Here is a 16,955-nt window from a genome sequence, read left to right as displayed (position 1 = left end):
CGTGGGAACGATCTGGTCTATCCTGCTGCCCACTAAAGGTATCGACACTTTCAACTAGGAGGTTTGAATGCGTACCCTTGAATTGGCCGGCGTGCAGGTTCCGGTGATCGGTCAGGGCACCTGGCGCATGGGCGAGGATCGTTCGGCGCACAAGCGTGAAGTCGCGGCCCTGCGCACGGGCATCGAACTGGGCATGACCCTGATCGACAGCGCGGAAATGTACGCCGAGGGCGGCGCCGAAAGCGTGGTCGGTGAAGCCATCGCCGGCATTCGCGATCAAGTGTTTCTGGTCAGCAAAGTCTACCCACACAACGCCAGCCGCAAAGGCATCCCGCAGGCCTGCGAGCGCAGTCTGCGCCGGCTCGACACCGATTACATCGATCTCTATCTGCTGCACTGGCGCGGTCAGTATCCGCTGGAGGAAACCGTCGAAGCCTTCGAACGCCTGCGCGAGGACGGCAAGATCGGTCGTTGGGGCGTGTCGAATTTCGATGTCGATGACCTCGAAGAACTCTCCAGTTCGGTCTGCGCGACCAATCAGGTGCTCTACAACCTCGAAGAGCGCGGCATCGAATTCGATCTGTTGCCGTGGTGCCAGCACCAGCGCATGCCGCTGATGGCCTACTGTCCGATCGGCCAGGGCGGTGCGATGCTCGCCGAGCCGGTGTTGAAAGAAATCGCCGCTCGTCATGGCGTGACCCCGGCACAGGTTTCGCTGGCGTGGATTCTGCGTCAGGATGGCGTGATTGCGATTCCCAAGGCTGTGCGACCCGAACACGTGCAACTCAATGCACAAGCGGCGCAGCTGCAACTGGAAGCCGGGGATCTGGCGGCGCTCGACCACGTGTTCAAAGCGCCACAACGCAAGCAGCGGCTGGCCATGGTCTGAGCCGCTGCGGACTGGCGAGGCTTCGCAATGAGAAGCACTGATCAGGACGACCCGTTTAACCTGCAACGGTTTATCCAGGCCCAGGACCCGGTGTTCGAGCGCGTGCAGCGTGAGCTCGACGAGGGCCGCAAACGCAGCCACTGGATGTGGTTTGTCTTTCCGCAGTTTGCCGGCCTGGGCGGCAGCGAGATGTCGCGGCGCTTCGCCATCGGCTCGGCCGAAGAAGCGCAGGCCTATCTGGCTCACGAACTGCTGGGCGCACGGCTGCGCACCTGCACGCAATTAGTGTTGGCTGTGCAGCAGCGTTCGATTGCGCAGATTTTCGGCCATCCCGATGACCTGAAATTTCATTCATCGATGACGTTGTTTGCGCAGTTCACCGCTGAAGACAGCGTGTTCACTCAGGCACTGGAGCGCTACTTCCACGGCATCCTCGATGAATGGACGCTGCAGTTGCTCGACTCAAAACAGGCCCAGTTGCCCACCGATCAGTGTTGAGAAATCGTCGTCGACAAACGGCAGGATCGCGTCCGCCACCGGTTGCAGTTGGCGGGTGATGTAGTGGTCGTAGTCGATGGCGGCGCGGCGCACTTCCAGCGGCTCCGGGCCGGCCAAGGTGATGACGTAACTGATCCAGCCACCGTTCTGGTATTGCCGCGGGCGCCCGTGTTGCGCGTTGTAGTCGTCGGCCAGCCGCGCCGCGCGCACATGCGGCGGCACGTTGCGTTCGTAGTCATCGAGGGTGCGGCGCAGGCGCTTGCGGTAGACCAGGCGATCATCGAATTCCCCGGCGAGGGTTTTACGCACGTAGTCGCGCACGTAATCCTGATAGGGCTTGCGCTGGAAAATCCGCTCGTAGAGTTCCTGCTGAAACTGCCGGGCCAGCAGCGACCAATCGGTGCGCACGGTTTCCAGGCCTTTGTAGACCATTTCGTCGCGGCCATCGGCGCGGGTGACGAGGCCGGCATAACGCTTTTTGCTGCCTTCCTCCGCACCGCGAATGGTCGGCATCAGGAAGCGTTTGTAGTGAATCTCGAACTGCAGTTCGAGGGCGCTTTCCAGCCCATATTCGTCGCGCACATGCTCGCGCCACCAATCATTGACGTGCTTGACCAGCGCATGGCCGATCTCTGCCGCCTCTTCCTGGCCGTGGGGGCGGCGCAGCCAGACAAACGTTGAGTCGGTGTCGCCGTATATCACCGCGTGGCCTTGCTCTTCGATCAGCTTGCGCGTGCGCAGCATGATTTCGTGACCGCGCAGAGTGATCGACGAGGCCAACCGCGTATCGAAGAAGCGGCAACCGCTGGAGCCGAGCACGCCGTAGAAGGCGTTCATGATGATCTTCAACGCTTGCGACAGCGGAGCGTTGTGGTCGCGCTTGGCGGTCTCACGACCTTCGGCCACCCGCGAGACGATCGACGGCAGGCAATGGCGGGTGCGCGAGAATCTGGCACCACGGAAACCCGGCACGGAATCGGCGTCGTCCGGATGCTGCAAACCTTCGATCAACCCGACCGGGTCGATCAGAAACGTACGAATGATCGACGGATACAGGCTCTTGTAATCCAGCACCAGCACCGACTCGTACAGGCCCGGTTGCGAATCCATGACGAAGCCGCCGGGGCTGGCCTGCGGTGGATTGGTGCCCAGATTCGGCGCAACAAACCCCTGACGGTGCATCAACGGCATGTACAAATGGGTGAACGCCGCCACCGAGCCGCCACTGCGATCCGCCGGCAGTCCGGTGACGCTGGCGCGTTCGAGCAAAAACGTCAGCAGCTCGGTCTTGGCGAAGATTCGCGTGACCAGTTCGCAGTCCTTGAGGTTGTACTTGGCCAGCGCCGGTTTGTCCTCGGCGAACATGCGGTTGATCTCGTCCATGCGCTGGTACGGGTTGTTGATGGCTTTGCCTTCGCCGAGCAAGGTCTGCGCAACGTTTTCCAGACTGAACGACGGAAAGCTCCAGGTCGCCGAACGCAGGGATTCGATGCCGTCGATGATCAGCCGCCCCGCCGCCGAGGCGAAGTAATGATTGCGGCTGCCGTGCTCGCGCCACTGCATCTCTTCGCCGCCACGACCGATTTTCAGCGGCACACCGAGGCGCCGCGCGTGTTCGTGAAGGATGCGCAAATCGAACTGCACGACGTTCCAGCCAATGATTGCGTCGGGGTCGTGCAGCGCGAACCAGTCGTTGAGTTTCTTCAGAATCAGCGTGCGCGAGTCGCAGTATTCGAGGTCGAAGTCGACGATGCTCGCGTCGCCGTTGGGCGTACCGAGCATGTACACCTGACGCTGGCCGCAGCCCTCGAGGGCGATGGAATACAGATCGCCGGTTTCGGTGGTTTCGATGTCCAGCGAGACCAGCCGCAGCTTCGGCCGGTAACTCGGCGCTGGTTTGAACTGGGCGTTGAGCAGGATGCCGTCGGCATCCGTTGTCCCGCTGAAAAACACCGGGGCGGTGATGAAACGCTCCATCAGGTAGCGTTCCGGCGGGCGCACGTCGGCTTCATAGACGTCGACACCGCTGCGGCTGAGCGCGGTTTCCAGGCGCATCAACTGGCCGTGTTGCTGACAATAGAGGCCAAGCACCGGGCGATGCTGGAAATCCTGCAGGGCCAACGGACGCAGTTCGACGTTCTTCTCGTCGTGCAGCAAACGCTCGGCGGCGGCGCGCTGCTCGGCAGGGATAAACGCCACCGACGGTTGATGCGGCAGGCGCACACGGCGTGGCCCGGCGTCGGTCGCCAACCAGAACTCGACTTCGGTGCCGGCCGACGTATCACGCCAATGCCGGGTCAGGACGAAGCCCTGCGGTAAATCCACCACTGCAACCTCAGGAATCAGAACAGAGGGGCATTCTACGCGGCATTGCCTGGGATGACGCTGGCGATAAATCGCCGCCGGCCACGGAAAAACCCGGCAAATGACGTTTTTTGCGTGTTATCTGCCGCTTTGCCACCTTGCCCTGCGCGCTTGCGTCTACGATGCTTGGATAACAACGACAACACCTGAGTAACCGCCATGAAGACCGTCGCCCAACTGCTCAAGCTCAAAGATCAGAAAAATCAGGAAGTGCACCAGATCAAGCCTGATCACATGGTGCTCGAAGCGCTGATGAAGATGGCCGAGAAAAACGTCGGCGCCTTGCTGGTGGTCGAAGACGAGCAAGTGGTCGGCATCATCAGCGAACGCGATTACGCGCGCAAACTCGTGCTGCATGGCCGCTCATCCGTCGGCACTCCGGTGCGCGACATCATGGTGTCGAACGTCATCACCGTGGACACCCATCAAACCGTCGACACCTGCTTGGGCATCATGTCCGACAAACGCCTGCGCCACTTGCCGGTGGTGGAGAACGGCAAGTTGATCGGCTTGCTGTCGATTGGTGACCTGGTCAAGGAAGCGATTGCCGAGCAGGCGGAGCTGATCAAACAGCTGGAGCAGTACATTCGCGGGGAATAAATCTCCCTCCCTATGATCGTTCCCACGCTCCGCGTGGGAATGCCTCCTGTGACGCTCTGCGTCACGCGTTGGGACGCGGAGCGTCCCGGGCTGCGTTACCACGCAGAGCGTGGGAACGATCATCTCAGTCAGGACGGCCAATGCCGGGCAAACACCGGCGCCAGCACCGGGTGCCGGTCAATTCGCTGCAACCACGCATAGAACCCTGGCCGCGTCTGACGCAAATGCTCGCGGCTGCCCGCCCAACGTGTCACTACCGCTGCCAGCACATCCAGCGCTCCCGGTGTTTCGTCGTCCAGATACAACTCGGCAGAAAACTGGTCAGCGAACACTTCCCAACTCCAGTGCAAACGCTCCCGCGCGCCGGCCATGAGGTTCTGCCGCGACGCTTCGTCCGGCATCACCAGCCAGCGCTCAGGGTAATCGATGACGCCGACCGCCGTGTAGCAATTGCTGACGATGTAGACCATGCCGCGAATCGCCTGATCGCGATCAGCCGCCGCCACCGGCAGCAGGCCCGACTGCGCAAACGTCAGGCCGAGGTGAATCAGAATCGCCGCGCTCTCGGTGAGGGCACTGCCGTCGGGCAGCTGCAGGGTGGGAATCTGTTTCAGCGGATTGAGTTTGGCCAGCGCTTCGGCGGCCTCGGTACTCGCTTCGATATCAATGAAGCGGTAGGCGATCTGGCACAGTTCCAGCGCCGCTTCAATCGCGGCTGCGCCTGAATTCCTGTGTCCGTAGAGCTGGTACATAGCCGATCCCCCGAATAAGGCCTCTGCCAAGGGTAGATGGCGGCAGGCCCGGTGTAGAAAAATTCTGCGTGTGTATCGGTTTTGGCACGTTTTTCCCATGCAATCGCGACTTGCGAATTCAAACCTCGCAGAACAGCGCTGATGGTGCCCATCCCGCACCAAGAGCATTCATCGAACGCTACCCGCGTTCTTGTAAGGTGCGATACCGAACCAAAAGTTCGTGTGTCCGAGCTGGCAATAAGGAGTTCACCGCGTGAATCTTCAAACGCTTTGCCGCATGACCCTCTCTTCGCTTGTTCGTGCACAACGCCGAGTTCATCTGAACAGTCCCGGCTGCCTTCGCACTTACTTTATTACCTGACACCCCGACAGCGCACTGCATTCGGCAATGAATCATTGGCCGACGCTGGCGTGCTATTTATTTTTTAAATATGACCCGAACTGTTATTGCGCAAACGACGCATTGATTGTGCGGCGACAGGATTGTCGAACAATAACTTCCAGTCTCTTTACAAGCGCACCAAAACTGTTCCACCGATTTGAATCTTTCAACACTTCGAACATTGATTTCATTTAAACAAGAACAAGGAACACACCCCGTGACCCGCTAAAACATTGACCCGCACCAATTCAGTCCGCCGCGCACCAGCAAGTGCCCTGGCCGCCAGTCAAGCAGCCGCTCTATCCCGCCCATCAGCCGGAGAGCGCGCTCAGCCTGACTCGCCTCTAAAAAAGCTCCGGCAAACGGAGTAGCGGCAATCTGCGCCCCAAGGAATAAGCGCGGCAATGGCAAAACTTATATAAATGCGACATGGGTAACACTGATGAAATAACAGTTCTACATTTCTGCAACATCTGGCACAGCCGTTGCTATGTGTAACAAGCATGAGACACCGACAGCTGTCTCGATTAATAGAAGAACAACCAGGGAATGGCTAATGAACACACGAAGTCGATGGCGCTAAGCCACTAAGTTTGCGCAAGCCTTGTTTAACCGGATAGTTCAACTATCGGCTTCTGCACACCCAAAAGAAAGTTGCACCCACCCACTCGAACATGGCGCACATGTTCGGACGGCACCTTATTGCCCTTCATCAACCCGAGGGAGCTTTAATGAACGATGCGGTAAAGCACAGAGCCCTGCCGGGGCCGTTGCGGGAAGCACCGATCCCGCCGGTTTCGGGCAGCCCGGCCTTTAAAGCCAATACCTCGCAACCCGGCGGTTTGAATAAACAGCAGATGGTTTTGCTGGTGGCTGTGTCGGCGCTGATACATGGCGGCGCCTGGTGGTTTCTCCAGCAATCGCGGACCGAACCATTGCCGACGCCGCCACAGATTCCGGAAATGACCGTCGAGCTGACCAGCCCGACGCCACCGGCACCGCCCACTCCGGAACCACCACCGCCACCTCCGCCACCACCGCCTCCCGAACCGGAGCAACCGGTGGAAGACGAAGACGCGGTCAAGCCGCCCCCGAAACCGGTGGAGAAGCCCAAGCCGATCGAAAAACCGAAACCGGTAGAGAAGCCAAAACCGGTGAAAAAGGTCGAGCCGCCAAAAGCCGCGCCTGCTCCGGCACAACCCGCCGCGCCCGTTGCACCGGCCACGCCGAGTGCGCCGCCAGCACCCGCAGCCGCGCCCGGCCCGGTCAAGGAATCGGCCGCCGTGTCCGGCCTTGCCAGCCTCGGCAACCCGCCGCCGGAATACCCGTCGCTGGCCCTGCGACGCAACTGGGAAGGCAGCGTGGTGCTGCGCATTCAGGTGTTGGCCAACGGTCGCGCCGGCTCGGTGACGGTGACCAAATCCAGCGGCAAGCCGCAACTGGATGACGCCGCCGTCGCCGCGGTGAAGAACTGGAAATTTATCCCGGCCAAACGCGGTGACACGCCGATCGACGGCTTCGCCACCCAGACCATCGATTTCAAATTGCCGCAATAACCGAACGCTCAATCAACGCACAACCGAATAACGCAAGCGAGGTGTAACCATGAACGATTTGTCTTCGATGATTGTCCCCGGTGTCCTCTGGGGTCTGGTGCTGTTTTCCGTGGTCAGTTGGGCGATCCTGCTGGTCAAGTCGGCGCAGTACCTGCGGCAGAAAGCGCAGAACAAACAGTTCAGCAAAGCCTTCTGGGGCGCGCCGGATCTGCTCACCGCCGCCGAACACGCCAGCCAGTATCCGGGCGCGCTGGCACGCATCGCCAGCAGCGGTTTCGAAGCGCTGCTGGTGGAAGATTCACCGCGCACCACGCAACAACTGGCGCACACCATCAACCGCTCGGATCGCTTGGAACGCAACCTGCGCCAGCAGATCCAGAAAGAACGCCGCTCGCTGGAAAACGGCCAGGCAATCCTCGCCAGTATCGGCAGCACCGCGCCGTTCATTGGTTTGTTCGGCACCGTGTGGGGCATCATGGAAGCGCTGAAAAGCATCGGCGAAACCGGCTCGGCCAGCCTGGAAGCGGTCGCCGGTCCCATCGGTCACGCGCTGATCGCCACCGGCGTCGGTATCGCCGTCGCAGTGCCGGCGGTGCTGATCTACAACTTCTTCCTGCGCCGTCTGAAACTCGCCTCGGCAGACATGGATGACTTCGCCCACGACTTCGACGCCCTCGCTTCGCGCAGTGCGTTTTCCATCAGCCGTCAGGCCATCGCCAGCAAAACCACAGCCGCCGTGCGGGAGGCCAGCTGATGTCTTTTTCTACCCAAGACAGCGATGAAGTCCTCAGCGAAATGAACGTCACGCCGCTGGTCGACGTGATGCTCGTGCTGCTGGTGGTGTTCATCGTCACCGCGCCGCTGATGACCAACGCGATCAAAGTGAACCTGCCGAAAACCGATGCCGTCGCCCCCGCCGAAAAGAAGGACCCGGTGGTAGTCAGCGTCGATCAGGACGGCAAGTTCTATCTGGCCAAGACCGAACTGGCCCCGGAATCTTTGGAAGCCAGCCTCAAGGAGGTCAAGGCCAAGGATGCCGAAGTGCGCGTGCAGTTGCAGGCCGACTCCGCCGTCAATTACGGCCAGGTCGCCAAAGCCATGGCGTCGATCGAACGCTCGGGCATCACCAAGATTTCGGTGATGACCACCCACTGAGTGCGGTGGCGGGCGCGCCTTGAGAACACGCCCGCCACCGCCCGCTGAATCCTGTCGCAACCAGCCGACCGAAAAAACGCCACGCGTCTTCGGAGGGGATCGGCTTGCTTGAAGAAAGTGGTTTTCCGCGCGCGGTATCACCGATAGCGGAGCAATGAGGGGCTCACAAGGCCAATTCGATAACGTCTGAAAAATCGGAAATAACCATGCTGATGAACACTCCACGCTTCACGCTCAAACCCTTGGTGGCAACGATTTCTCGCCACCGTTTTGTTCCGTTGTATCTGGTGGCCATGGGGATGGGCGCCGGGACCGTGCAAGCCGCCGAGGACGACAACGCCGCCGTGCCCGCTGCAGCCGCAGTGGCCGCACCGACCACGCAACTGCAACGGGTCGAAGTGACCGGTTCGGCGATTCGCCGGGTCGATGCCGAAACCGCCGTGCCGATCACCATTCTCAAGGCCGATGAGTTGCGCAAACAGGGCGTGACCACCACCGCCGAACTGGTGCAGCGCATCACCGGCAGCCAGTCGATCAACAACAGTGCCGGCTCGGTCGGTGCAGCCACCGGCGGCGCCTCGTTCGCCGACATGCGCGGCATCGGCGCGAACAAGACGCTGGTGCTGCTCAACGGTCGACGCCTGGCCAACAACGCCTTGTCGGGGACCAACTCGGCCGGCGGCGCGGTGGATCTGAACATGATCCCGTTTGCCGCCATCGAGCGCGTCGAAGTGCTGCGCGACGGCGCCTCGGCCCTGTACGGCACCGACGCCATCGGCGGCGTGATCAACTTCATCACCAAGAAATCCATGACCGACGGCCAACTGACCCTCGGCGGCGAAACCCCGACCCACAGCGGCGGCGGTGCGACCAAGGACATGAGCGCCAGTTGGGGCTACGGCGACCTCGAAGAAGACCGCTTCAACGTCCTCGGCGTGTTCAACTACAACAAGCAGCAGAACCTCGACGCCAACGACCGCTCCTTCGCCCGCGACTACGATCCCGGCCGTGGTCTGGATCAGACTTCCGGCACGGCTTTCCCCGGCAACTACAGCCAGAACGGCAACGCCACCAACCCGTTGGCCAACAGCAATTGCAACGGGCCAAACCTGGTCGCGCGCGACGGCTTGTGCCGCTTCAGCACCCGCGAATTCATCGACCTGGTACCGCAGACCGAGAAGACTTCGTTCTTCGGCAAGACCACCGGCAAACTGGCCGACGACCACAACGTCAATCTCGAATACTTCTGGTCGCGCAACAACAACGCCACTGCTGTCGGCCCTGCCCCGCTCACCGGTCTGAGCCTCGACGGCTCATCGCCTTACTACCCTGGCAACGGCATCACCCCAGCGCCAACCGATTTCGCCCTCGATCCGACCCAACCGGTCGATGTGAACTGGCGTGAAACCGCCGCTGGACCGCGTGAATCGAAAGACCAGAACACCAGTCAGCGCTTCTTGCTCAGCTTCGATGGTTTGGTCGGCGGTTGGGATTACAACGTCGGCGCCTCGTACAACCAGAACAAAATCGTCTCCAGCGTCACCAGCGGTTACGTCAGCGATCAGGCGATGATCGACGGTCTGGCCAGCGGCTTGCTCAACCCGTTCGGCCCGCAGTCCGCCGCCGGTCAGCAATACATCGATCAAGCGGCGTACCACGGCGCCTATTCCACCGCCGTTGGCCGGGTCGCCGGTTTTGACGGACGCATCAGCCGCGAGATTGGCGACTGGTTCGGTGCCGGCCCGTCCGGCCTGGCGTTAGGTGGCGAGTACCGCAAAGAGAAATTCCATCAGGATTTCGAGTCGTTCGCCGGCGACATCCAGAGCCTCGGCATCGACCCCAACGGCAGTGTCGAGGGTGATCGCAGCGTCAAAGCCGCCTACGCGGAAATCAACGTGCCGGTGCTCGACAGCCTCGAACTCTCCGCCGCCGTGCGTCACGACAAGTACAGCGACTTCGGCAGCACCACCAACCCGAAATACTCGTTCCGCTATCAGCCGTTGAAAGAGCTGGTGGTGCGCGGCGCGTACAGCGAAGGTTTCCGTGCGCCGTCGCTGTATGAGTTGTATTCGCCGCGCAGCATCACCTTCACCCAGGGCTACTACAACGACCCGGTGCTGTGTACCGGCGGCGTGGTGCAACCGGGCGGCAACGGTGGCCGCGATTGCGGGCAGCAGTTCCTCAACCAGATTGGCGGCAACGAAGATCTGGCCCCGGAGAAGGCGCGCAACGTGACCCTGGGCTTCGTCTACCAGCCGATCAACAATCTCTCGGTCGGTCTGGATTTCTGGTGGATTCACATCTCCAACCAGATCCAGCCATTCCCGGAATCCACCGTGTTTGATCAGGCCGGTTCCTACCCGGATCGCTTCGTGCGCAACGCCGACGGCACGCTCAACTACATCGTTACCGGCAACGCCAACCTCGGGATCGTCGAAACCAACGGTGTCGATGTGTCGCTGGATTATCGCTTCCCGAACACGCCGTACGGCCAGTTCGGTCTCGGGCTGCAAGGCACTTACGTTGACGAGTACGACTTCCAGAGCACCATCAAAGGTCCGTTCACCGACAAGGTCGGCGACTTTCAGGGTGACGGCGTGATCGCGCGCTGGAAACACAACCTCACCGGCAGCTGGACCTTCGGTGCGGCGCGGGCGTCGCTGACCAACCGCTTCACCACCGGTTACAACGACTACGACCGCGATACCCACGCGCGCGTCGCGTCGTATTCGGTGTGGGACCTGTCGGCCGGTTACACCTTCAACAAGGTGCTGGATGTCGATGCCGGGATGAAGAACGTGTTCGACCGCAACCCGCCGTTCTCCAACCAGGCCTACAACTTCCAGAGCGGCTATGACCCGCGTTACACCGATCCGCTGGGGCGTACCTTGTTTGCGCGCATGACTTACCACTTCTAACCGGAAACAGAACACATCCCCTGTGGGAGCGAGCCTGCTCGCGAAAGCGGTGGATCAGCAAGAGAGATGTCGGCTGACCAGACGCCTTCGCGAGCAGGCTCGCTCCCACATTGGGTCCGTGGCCTTTCAGGGATTTTCAGGGTGATTTCATGAGCTTCTTGCGCAACATGGCTGGCTTCCTGCTCGGCAGTGCGCTGCTGTGCACCGGCTCCTCGGCGCTGGCCGCTGGCAGTCATGCGCTGACGGTGTACGGCGAGGCGCCGAAGTATCCGGCGAACTTCGAGCATTTCGATTTTGTCGATCCCAAGGCACCCAAGGGCGGTTCGCTCAGTCGTGCGTCGATGGAAATCGGCGGGTTCAACTACATCAGCCCGTATGCCGATCAGGGCATTTCCGTGGTGCAGGTCAACGACTGGGTGTATTCGCCGCTGGCCTTTCGTTCGCTTGACGAGCCCTACACCGTTTACGCATTGGTTGCGCAGCAGATCGAGCGCGACCCCGAGGGTTTGTGGGTGCGTTTCACCCTCAATCCAAAAGCACGTTTCGCCGATGGCACGCCGATCACTGCCGAAGACGTGCGCTACACCTTCAACCTGCTGATGACCAAGGGCAGCCTGAGTTATCGCCAGCAATACGCCGACGTGCAGGACGTGCTGATCGAAGGCCCACGGCAGGTGCGCTTCACCTTCAAAAACAACCTCAACCGCACCCTCGCGCTGGACTTGGCGACCATGCGCATCGTCCCCGAACACTGGTGGCAAACCCGCGACTTCGCCAATGGCGGCGGTTTCGAGCCCCCGCTGGGCAGCGGCCCGTACCGGGTGAGCAAGGTCGACGCCGGGCGCAGCATCAGTTTCGAGCGTGATCCAGACTGGTGGGGCAAAGACCTCCCGGTCAGTCGCGGCATGTACAACTTCGACAACCTCACGGTGAATTTCTACGGCGACACCGACGTCGCCCGGCAACTGTTGCAGGCCGGCGCGTTCGACTACAACCGCGAGTTTTCCTCGTCCGGTTACGTGGTCGGCTACGACAGCCCGGCGTTGCGCGACGGCCGTTTGCAGCAATCGATTCTGGCCCCGGAGAAGCCGACGGCGGCCCAAGGGTTTGTGTTCAACCTGCAAAACCCGATCTTCGAGGATCGCCGCGTGCGTCAGGCGATCAGCCTGCTGTGGGATTTCGAGTGGACCAACAAGCAGATGATGCGCGGCTTCTACGTGCGCCAGAACAGCTTCTGGCCAAAGAGCGAAATGGCCGCTACCGCGCTGCCTGATGCCGAGGAATTGAAGATCCTCGAACCACTGCGCGGGCAGATCCCCGACGAAGTTTTCACGACCGTGTATGAGGCGCCGAAAACCGATGGCAGCGGCTACATCCGTGACAAGCAATTGCAAGCGCTGAAGCTGCTCGCCGAGGCCGGCTGGACGCCGCAACACAATCGTTTAGTCAACGCGAACGGCGATCCGCTGGAGTTCACCTTCCTCGACGGTCAGGGCGGTTTCGACCGCATGCTGTTGCCGTTCAAACGCACCCTCGCGCAGATCGGCATCACGCTGAATCTGCGCCGGATCGATTCGGCGCAATACGTCAACCGTCTCAACGCCCGTGACTACGACATGATCGTCACCAGTTTCCCCCGTAGCGGCGATCCGATTGTCTCCCCCGGCCGCGAGTTGTACAGCCTGTATGCCTCGCAAAGTGCCACGCAAGTCGGCAGTTCCAACTCGATGGTGCTGGCCAACCCGGCGGTCGATCAACTGATCGACGGACTGGTCCAGGCCAACACCCGCGAGGCCATGGTGCATTACGCCCGCGCCCTCGACCGGGTGCTGCAATGGGGTTACTACATGATTCCCAACTACTACTCCAAGGGCACGCCGACGGTGTATCAGAACCGCTTCGGCATGCCCGCCGTGCAACCGGCGTACGACGAAGGCCTTAACACATGGTGGGAGGTATCGGCCAAGGCGCTGACCACGCAACAGATGCACAGCCAACTCGCGGGGGGCCAGTGACATGCTGCGTTATCTGAGTCGACGTTTGCTGCTGATCATCCCCACGCTGCTGTGCATTCTGGTGGTCAATTTCCTGATCGTGCAGGCCGCGCCGGGCGGGCCGGTGGAGCAAGCCATCGCGCGTCTCCAAGGCTTCGGCGGGCACAGCATGGGCGGCGGTGGTGAAGTTGCCGCGATTGGCGGCGCGGGCCGCAGCAGCCGTGGCCTCGACCCCGCGCTGATCGAGGAAATCAAACACCATTACGGCTTCGACAAACCCATGCACGAACGCCTGTGGCTGATGCTGAAAAACTACGCGCAGCTGGATCTGGGCAGCAGTTTCTTTCGCGGCGCCAAGGTCACCGATCTGATTGTGCAGAAGCTGCCAGTGTCGCTGTCGCTGGGCTTGTGGGCGACGTTGATCACCTACCTGATTTCGATCCCGCTGGGCATTCGCAAAGCGATCAGGAACGGCAGCGCGTTTGATGTCTGGAGCAGCACGGCAATCATCATCGGCTATGCGATGCCAGCGTTCCTGTTCGCGATTCTGCTGATCGTGGTGTTCGCCGGCGGCAGCTACGTCAACTGGTTTCCGGTGCAAGGGCTGGTCTCGGACAACTTCGACAGCCTTAGCACGCTTGGAAAAGTCGGCGATTACCTGTGGCACTTGGTGCTGCCGGTGACGGCGCTGGTGATCGGCGGCTTCGCCACGCTGACAATCCTCACCAAAAACAGCTTCCTCAACGAGATCAGCCGCCAGTACGTGATCACCGCACGGGCCAAGGGTCTGACCGAGCGCCGCGTGCTCTACGGCCATGTGTTTCGCAACGCGATGTTGTTGGTGGTGGCCGGTGTGCCGTCGGCGCTGATCGAGGTGTTTTTCGCCGGCTCCCTGCTGATTGAAACCATCTTCAACCTCGACGGCCTCGGGCGCATGAGTTATGAGGCGGCAGTGTCGCGCGACTATCCGGTGGTGTTCGGCGCGCTGTTTCTATTCACCCTGTTCGGCCTGCTGATCAAGCTGATCGGCGACCTCTGCTACACCCTGCTCGACCCGCGCATCGACTTCTCGGCGAGGACTGCCTGATGTTCACTCTTTCCCCTCTCGGTCAGCGCCGCGTTGCCCAGTTCAAGGCCAACCGCCGTGGACGCTGGTCGCTGTGGCTGTTTATCGGTCTGTGCCTGATTTGTCTGGGCGGTGAATTGATCGCCAACGACAAGCCGCTGGTGATCCGTTATCACGACGCTTTCTACTTCCCGATCCTCAGCGATTACCTGGAAACCGATTTCGGCGGCGAGCTGCCGTTTCAGCCGGATTACGCCAGCAGTTACGTACACAAACTGATCGAGGATCAGGGCGGCTGGATGCTGTTTCCGCCGATCCCGTTCAGTTACGACACGGTCAATTACGACCTCAGCGAACCGGCGCCGAGCCCGCCGTCTTCAAGCAACTGGCTGGGCACCGATGATCAGGCCCGCGACGTGTTGGCGCGGGTGATTTTCGGCACGCGGATTTCGATTCTGTTTGCGCTGATCCTCACCGGCATCAGTGCGGTGATCGGCATCGTTGCCGGGGCGTTGCAGGGCTATTACGGCGGCTGGGTCGACTTGCTCGGGCAGCGGGTGCTGGAGATCTGGTCGGGGTTACCGGTGCTGTACCTGCTGATCATTTTGTCCGGATTCGTCTCGCCGAGTTTCTGGTGGTTGCTGGGGATCATGGCGCTGTTTTCCTGGCTGGCGCTGGTCGATGTGGTGCGCGCCGAGTTCCTGCGCGGGCGCAATCTGGAATACGTCAAAGCCGCGCGGGCACTGGGCCTGACCGACAACGAACTGATGTGCCGGCACATCCTGCCCAATGCGATGACCTCCACCCTTACCTACTTGCCGTTCATTCTGACTGGCGCGATTGCGACGCTGACCGCACTGGATTTTCTCGGCTTCGGTATGCCCGCGGGCACCGCGTCGCTGGGCGAATTGATCGGTCAGGCCAAGCGCAATCTGCAAGCGCCGTGGTTGGGGCTGACGGCGTTTTTTGCCTTGGCGCTGATTCTGTCGTTGTTGGTATTTATTGGTGAGGCTTGCCGTGATGCGTTTGATCCACGATCTTGATCCCCGGAGCTGAGATGAACGACAACCTGATTGAAATCCGTGACCTGCGCGTGGCCTTCGCCGGGCAGGAAGTGGTGCACGGTTTGAACCTCGATATCCGCCGTGGCGAGTGCCTGGCGCTGGTCGGTGAATCCGGCTCGGGCAAGTCGGTGACGGCGCATTCAATCCTGCGTTTGCTGCCGGGCAAGAACGTCAGCAGCAGCGGCGCGATCCGCTACAACGGCGTGGATTTGCTGCACGCCAGCGAGCAGCAGATGCGCGGTTTGCGCGGCAACCGCATTGCGATGATTTTCCAGGAGCCGATGACTTCGCTGAACCCGTTGCACACGGTGGAAAAGCAGGTCAGCGAGGTGCTGGAGATTCACAAAGGTCTAAAGGGCCGTGCTGCTCGCCAACGGACGTTGGAGTTGCTGGAACTGGTCGGCATTCGCCAGCCTTTGCAGCGCTTGAAGGCCTATCCGCATCAGCTCTCCGGTGGGCAGCGGCAAAGGGTGATGATTGCCATGGCGCTGGCCAACGAACCTGAGTTGTTGATCGCCGATGAGCCGACCACGGCGCTGGATGTCACGGTGCAGCAGAAGATTCTTGAGTTGCTGATCGAGCTGCAGCAACGCCTCGGCATGTCGCTGTTGCTGATCAGCCATGACCTCAATCTGGTGCGACGTATCGCGCAACGGGTGTGCGTGATGCGCCATGGCGAGATCGTCGAGGAGGCGGATTGCGAAACGCTGTTCCGCGCGCCGCAGCATCATTACAGCCGGTTGTTGATCGAAGCGGAACCGAGCGGTGCGCCAGTGCCGAGTGAGTTCGAGCACAACCTGCTCGAAGTCGATGATTTGAAGGTGTGGTTTGCGCTGCCCAAGGCGTTGTTCAGTCGGCAGCAGGATTACATCAAAGCGGTGGACGGCGTGAGTTTCACCCTGCAGCGCGGCAAGACGCTGGGGATTGTCGGTGAGTCGGGTTCGGGCAAATCGACGTTGGGCCAAGCGATCCTGCGGCTGGTCGAATCAGAGGGCAATATCCGTTTCGGCAACAAGCAACTGAGCCTGCTCAATCAGCGTTTGATGCGGCCGTTGCGCCGGCAGATTCAGGTGGTGTTTCAGGACCCGTTCGGCAGTCTCAGCCCACGAATGTCGGTGCAGCAGATCATTGCCGAAGGCTTGCTGACCCATGGCATCGGCACTGCAGCCGAACGGGAAGCCGCAGTGATTCGGGTACTGGAGGAAGTCGGCCTCGATCCCCAGAGTCGGCATCGCTATCCCCACGAGTTTTCCGGCGGACAGCGCCAGCGCATTTCCATCGCCCGCGCACTGGTGCTGGAACCGGCGCTGATTCTGCTCGATGAACCGACTTCGGCGCTGGATCGTACGGTGCAGAAGCAGGTCGTCGAGTTGTTGCGGCAATTGCAGATCAAGCATGGGCTGACGTATTTGTTCATCAGCCATGATCTGGCGGTGGTGCATGCGCTGGCGCATGACTTGATGGTGATCAAGGATGGCAAGGTGGTGGAGCAGGGTTCGTCGCGCGAAATCTTCGCCGCGCCGCAACATCCCTACACCCAGGAATTACTGAAAGCCTCCGGCCTGAAGCCAGACAAAAATCCCTGTGGGAGCGAGCCTGCTCGCGAACACGGTGTATCAGTCACATAAATGTTGGCTGACCCGACGCCTTCGCGAGCAGGCTCGCTCCCACAGGGGTTGTCGTCGGGTTGGAGATTTATTTTCCAGGCACTGCATCC

General features: G+C 60.8%; 13 protein-coding genes. 11 read left to right on the top strand and 2 right to left on the bottom strand.

Features of this window, described 5'->3' with window-relative positions:
* Window positions 1-67 precede the first annotated feature (67 nt).
* Together ACQ4OE_RS17595 and ACQ4OE_RS17590 are read left to right on the top strand one after the other, a co-directional pair.
* Window positions 68-889, top strand: a complete 822-nt coding sequence (locus ACQ4OE_RS17595) for an aldo/keto reductase (RefSeq protein ID WP_430947386.1) — start codon at window positions 68-70, stop codon at window positions 887-889.
* A 27-nt stretch (window positions 890-916) separates the two neighbouring features.
* On the top strand, window positions 917-1,387 hold the full coding sequence (locus ACQ4OE_RS17590; RefSeq protein WP_430947385.1) for a DUF1810 domain-containing protein: 471 nt from the start codon (window positions 917-919) through the stop codon (window positions 1,385-1,387).
* Here the strand turns inward: ACQ4OE_RS17590 and ACQ4OE_RS17585 are convergent.
* Window positions 1,352-3,712 carry a DNA polymerase II gene (locus ACQ4OE_RS17585; protein WP_430947384.1) on the bottom strand — a complete coding sequence of 787 codons (2,361 nt, stop codon included), beginning with the start codon at window positions 3,710-3,712 and terminating at the stop codon, window positions 1,352-1,354. The genes ACQ4OE_RS17590 and ACQ4OE_RS17585 overlap by 36 nt on opposite strands.
* Before the next feature lie 198 nt (window positions 3,713-3,910).
* Here ACQ4OE_RS17585 and ACQ4OE_RS17580 point away from each other — a divergent pair, with 198 nt between their 5' ends.
* The gene (locus ACQ4OE_RS17580) at window positions 3,911-4,351 is read left to right on the top strand and encodes a CBS domain-containing protein (RefSeq protein WP_064389193.1); all 441 of its coding nucleotides are present in this window, start codon (window positions 3,911-3,913) and stop codon (window positions 4,349-4,351) included.
* 128 nt (window positions 4,352-4,479) lie between these two features.
* Here ACQ4OE_RS17580 and ACQ4OE_RS17575 read toward each other — a convergent pair whose 3' ends face one another.
* A complete protein-coding gene (locus ACQ4OE_RS17575) occupies window positions 4,480-5,103 on the bottom strand; it encodes a glutathione S-transferase N-terminal domain-containing protein (RefSeq protein WP_122590463.1) in 624 nt (207 codons plus the stop codon).
* A 1,113-nt stretch (window positions 5,104-6,216) separates the two neighbouring features.
* Here ACQ4OE_RS17575 and ACQ4OE_RS17570 point away from each other — a divergent pair.
* From ACQ4OE_RS17570 to ACQ4OE_RS17535, 8 genes are all read left to right on the top strand, one after another.
* Window positions 6,217-7,041 (top strand): energy transducer TonB, encoded by an 825-nt coding sequence (locus tag ACQ4OE_RS17570; RefSeq protein WP_430947383.1) that lies wholly within the window; start codon window positions 6,217-6,219, stop codon window positions 7,039-7,041.
* 67 nt (window positions 7,042-7,108) lie between these two features.
* Window positions 7,109-7,795: a MotA/TolQ/ExbB proton channel family protein gene (locus ACQ4OE_RS17565; RefSeq protein ID WP_371857721.1), complete on the top strand. Its 687-nt coding sequence runs from the start codon at window positions 7,109-7,111 to the stop codon at window positions 7,793-7,795.
* Window positions 7,795-8,196: an ExbD/TolR family protein gene (locus tag ACQ4OE_RS17560; protein ID WP_007918272.1), complete on the top strand. Its 402-nt coding sequence runs from the start codon at window positions 7,795-7,797 to the stop codon at window positions 8,194-8,196. The genes ACQ4OE_RS17565 and ACQ4OE_RS17560 overlap by 1 nt, the downstream gene beginning before the upstream one ends.
* Window positions 8,197-8,402: 206 nt before the next feature.
* A complete protein-coding gene (locus tag ACQ4OE_RS17555; RefSeq protein WP_430947382.1) occupies window positions 8,403-11,114 on the top strand; it encodes a TonB-dependent receptor in 2,712 nt (903 codons plus the stop codon).
* A gap of 149 nt (window positions 11,115-11,263) precedes the next feature.
* Window positions 11,264-13,129 carry an extracellular solute-binding protein gene (locus tag ACQ4OE_RS17550; RefSeq protein WP_430947381.1) on the top strand — a complete coding sequence of 622 codons (1,866 nt, stop codon included), beginning with the start codon at window positions 11,264-11,266 and terminating at the stop codon, window positions 13,127-13,129.
* Window position 13,130: 1 nt separating this feature from the next.
* Window positions 13,131-14,195 carry a microcin C ABC transporter permease YejB gene (locus tag ACQ4OE_RS17545; RefSeq protein ID WP_401044297.1) on the top strand — a complete coding sequence of 355 codons (1,065 nt, stop codon included), beginning with the start codon at window positions 13,131-13,133 and terminating at the stop codon, window positions 14,193-14,195.
* Complete coding sequence (locus tag ACQ4OE_RS17540) at window positions 14,195-15,217, top strand: ABC transporter permease (protein ID WP_122590470.1); 1,023 nt, start codon at window positions 14,195-14,197, stop codon at window positions 15,215-15,217. Before ACQ4OE_RS17545 ends, ACQ4OE_RS17540 begins: the two co-directional genes overlap by 1 nt.
* 14 nt (window positions 15,218-15,231) lie before the next feature.
* Window positions 15,232-16,866, top strand: a complete 1,635-nt coding sequence (locus ACQ4OE_RS17535; RefSeq protein ID WP_430947380.1) for an ABC transporter ATP-binding protein — start codon at window positions 15,232-15,234, stop codon at window positions 16,864-16,866.
* Window positions 16,867-16,955 lie beyond the last annotated feature (89 nt).

The organism is Pseudomonas sp. WC2 (assembly GCF_050586545.1).
In the GTDB taxonomy this organism is placed as follows: Bacteria; Pseudomonadota; Gammaproteobacteria; order Pseudomonadales; family Pseudomonadaceae; genus Aquipseudomonas.
This window is presented reverse-complemented; position numbering and strand designations above follow the sequence as displayed.

Bases quoted from the DNA above. Each gene is read 5' to 3' on its own strand.
- ACQ4OE_RS17575 (WP_122590463.1), bottom strand. From the start codon at position 5,103: ATGTACCAGCTCTACGGACACAGGAATTCAGGCGCAGCCGCGATTGAA.
- ACQ4OE_RS17580 (WP_064389193.1), top strand. From the start codon at position 3,911: ATGAAGACCGTCGCCCAACTGCTCAAGCTCAAAGATCAGAAAAATCAG.
- ACQ4OE_RS17565 (WP_371857721.1), top strand. From the start codon at position 7,109: ATGATTGTCCCCGGTGTCCTCTGGGGTCTGGTGCTGTTTTCCGTGGTC.
- ACQ4OE_RS17550 (WP_430947381.1), top strand. From the start codon at position 11,264: ATGAGCTTCTTGCGCAACATGGCTGGCTTCCTGCTCGGCAGTGCGCTG.
- ACQ4OE_RS17540 (WP_122590470.1), top strand. From the start codon at position 14,195: ATGTTCACTCTTTCCCCTCTCGGTCAGCGCCGCGTTGCCCAGTTCAAG.
- ACQ4OE_RS17545 (WP_401044297.1), top strand. From the start codon at position 13,131: ATGCTGCGTTATCTGAGTCGACGTTTGCTGCTGATCATCCCCACGCTG.
- ACQ4OE_RS17560 (WP_007918272.1), top strand. From the start codon at position 7,795: ATGTCTTTTTCTACCCAAGACAGCGATGAAGTCCTCAGCGAAATGAAC.
- ACQ4OE_RS17590 (WP_430947385.1), top strand. From the start codon at position 917: ATGAGAAGCACTGATCAGGACGACCCGTTTAACCTGCAACGGTTTATC.
- ACQ4OE_RS17570 (WP_430947383.1), top strand. From the start codon at position 6,217: ATGAACGATGCGGTAAAGCACAGAGCCCTGCCGGGGCCGTTGCGGGAA.
- ACQ4OE_RS17595 (WP_430947386.1), top strand. From the start codon at position 68: ATGCGTACCCTTGAATTGGCCGGCGTGCAGGTTCCGGTGATCGGTCAG.
- ACQ4OE_RS17555 (WP_430947382.1), top strand. From the start codon at position 8,403: ATGCTGATGAACACTCCACGCTTCACGCTCAAACCCTTGGTGGCAACG.
- ACQ4OE_RS17535 (WP_430947380.1), top strand. From the start codon at position 15,232: ATGAACGACAACCTGATTGAAATCCGTGACCTGCGCGTGGCCTTCGCC.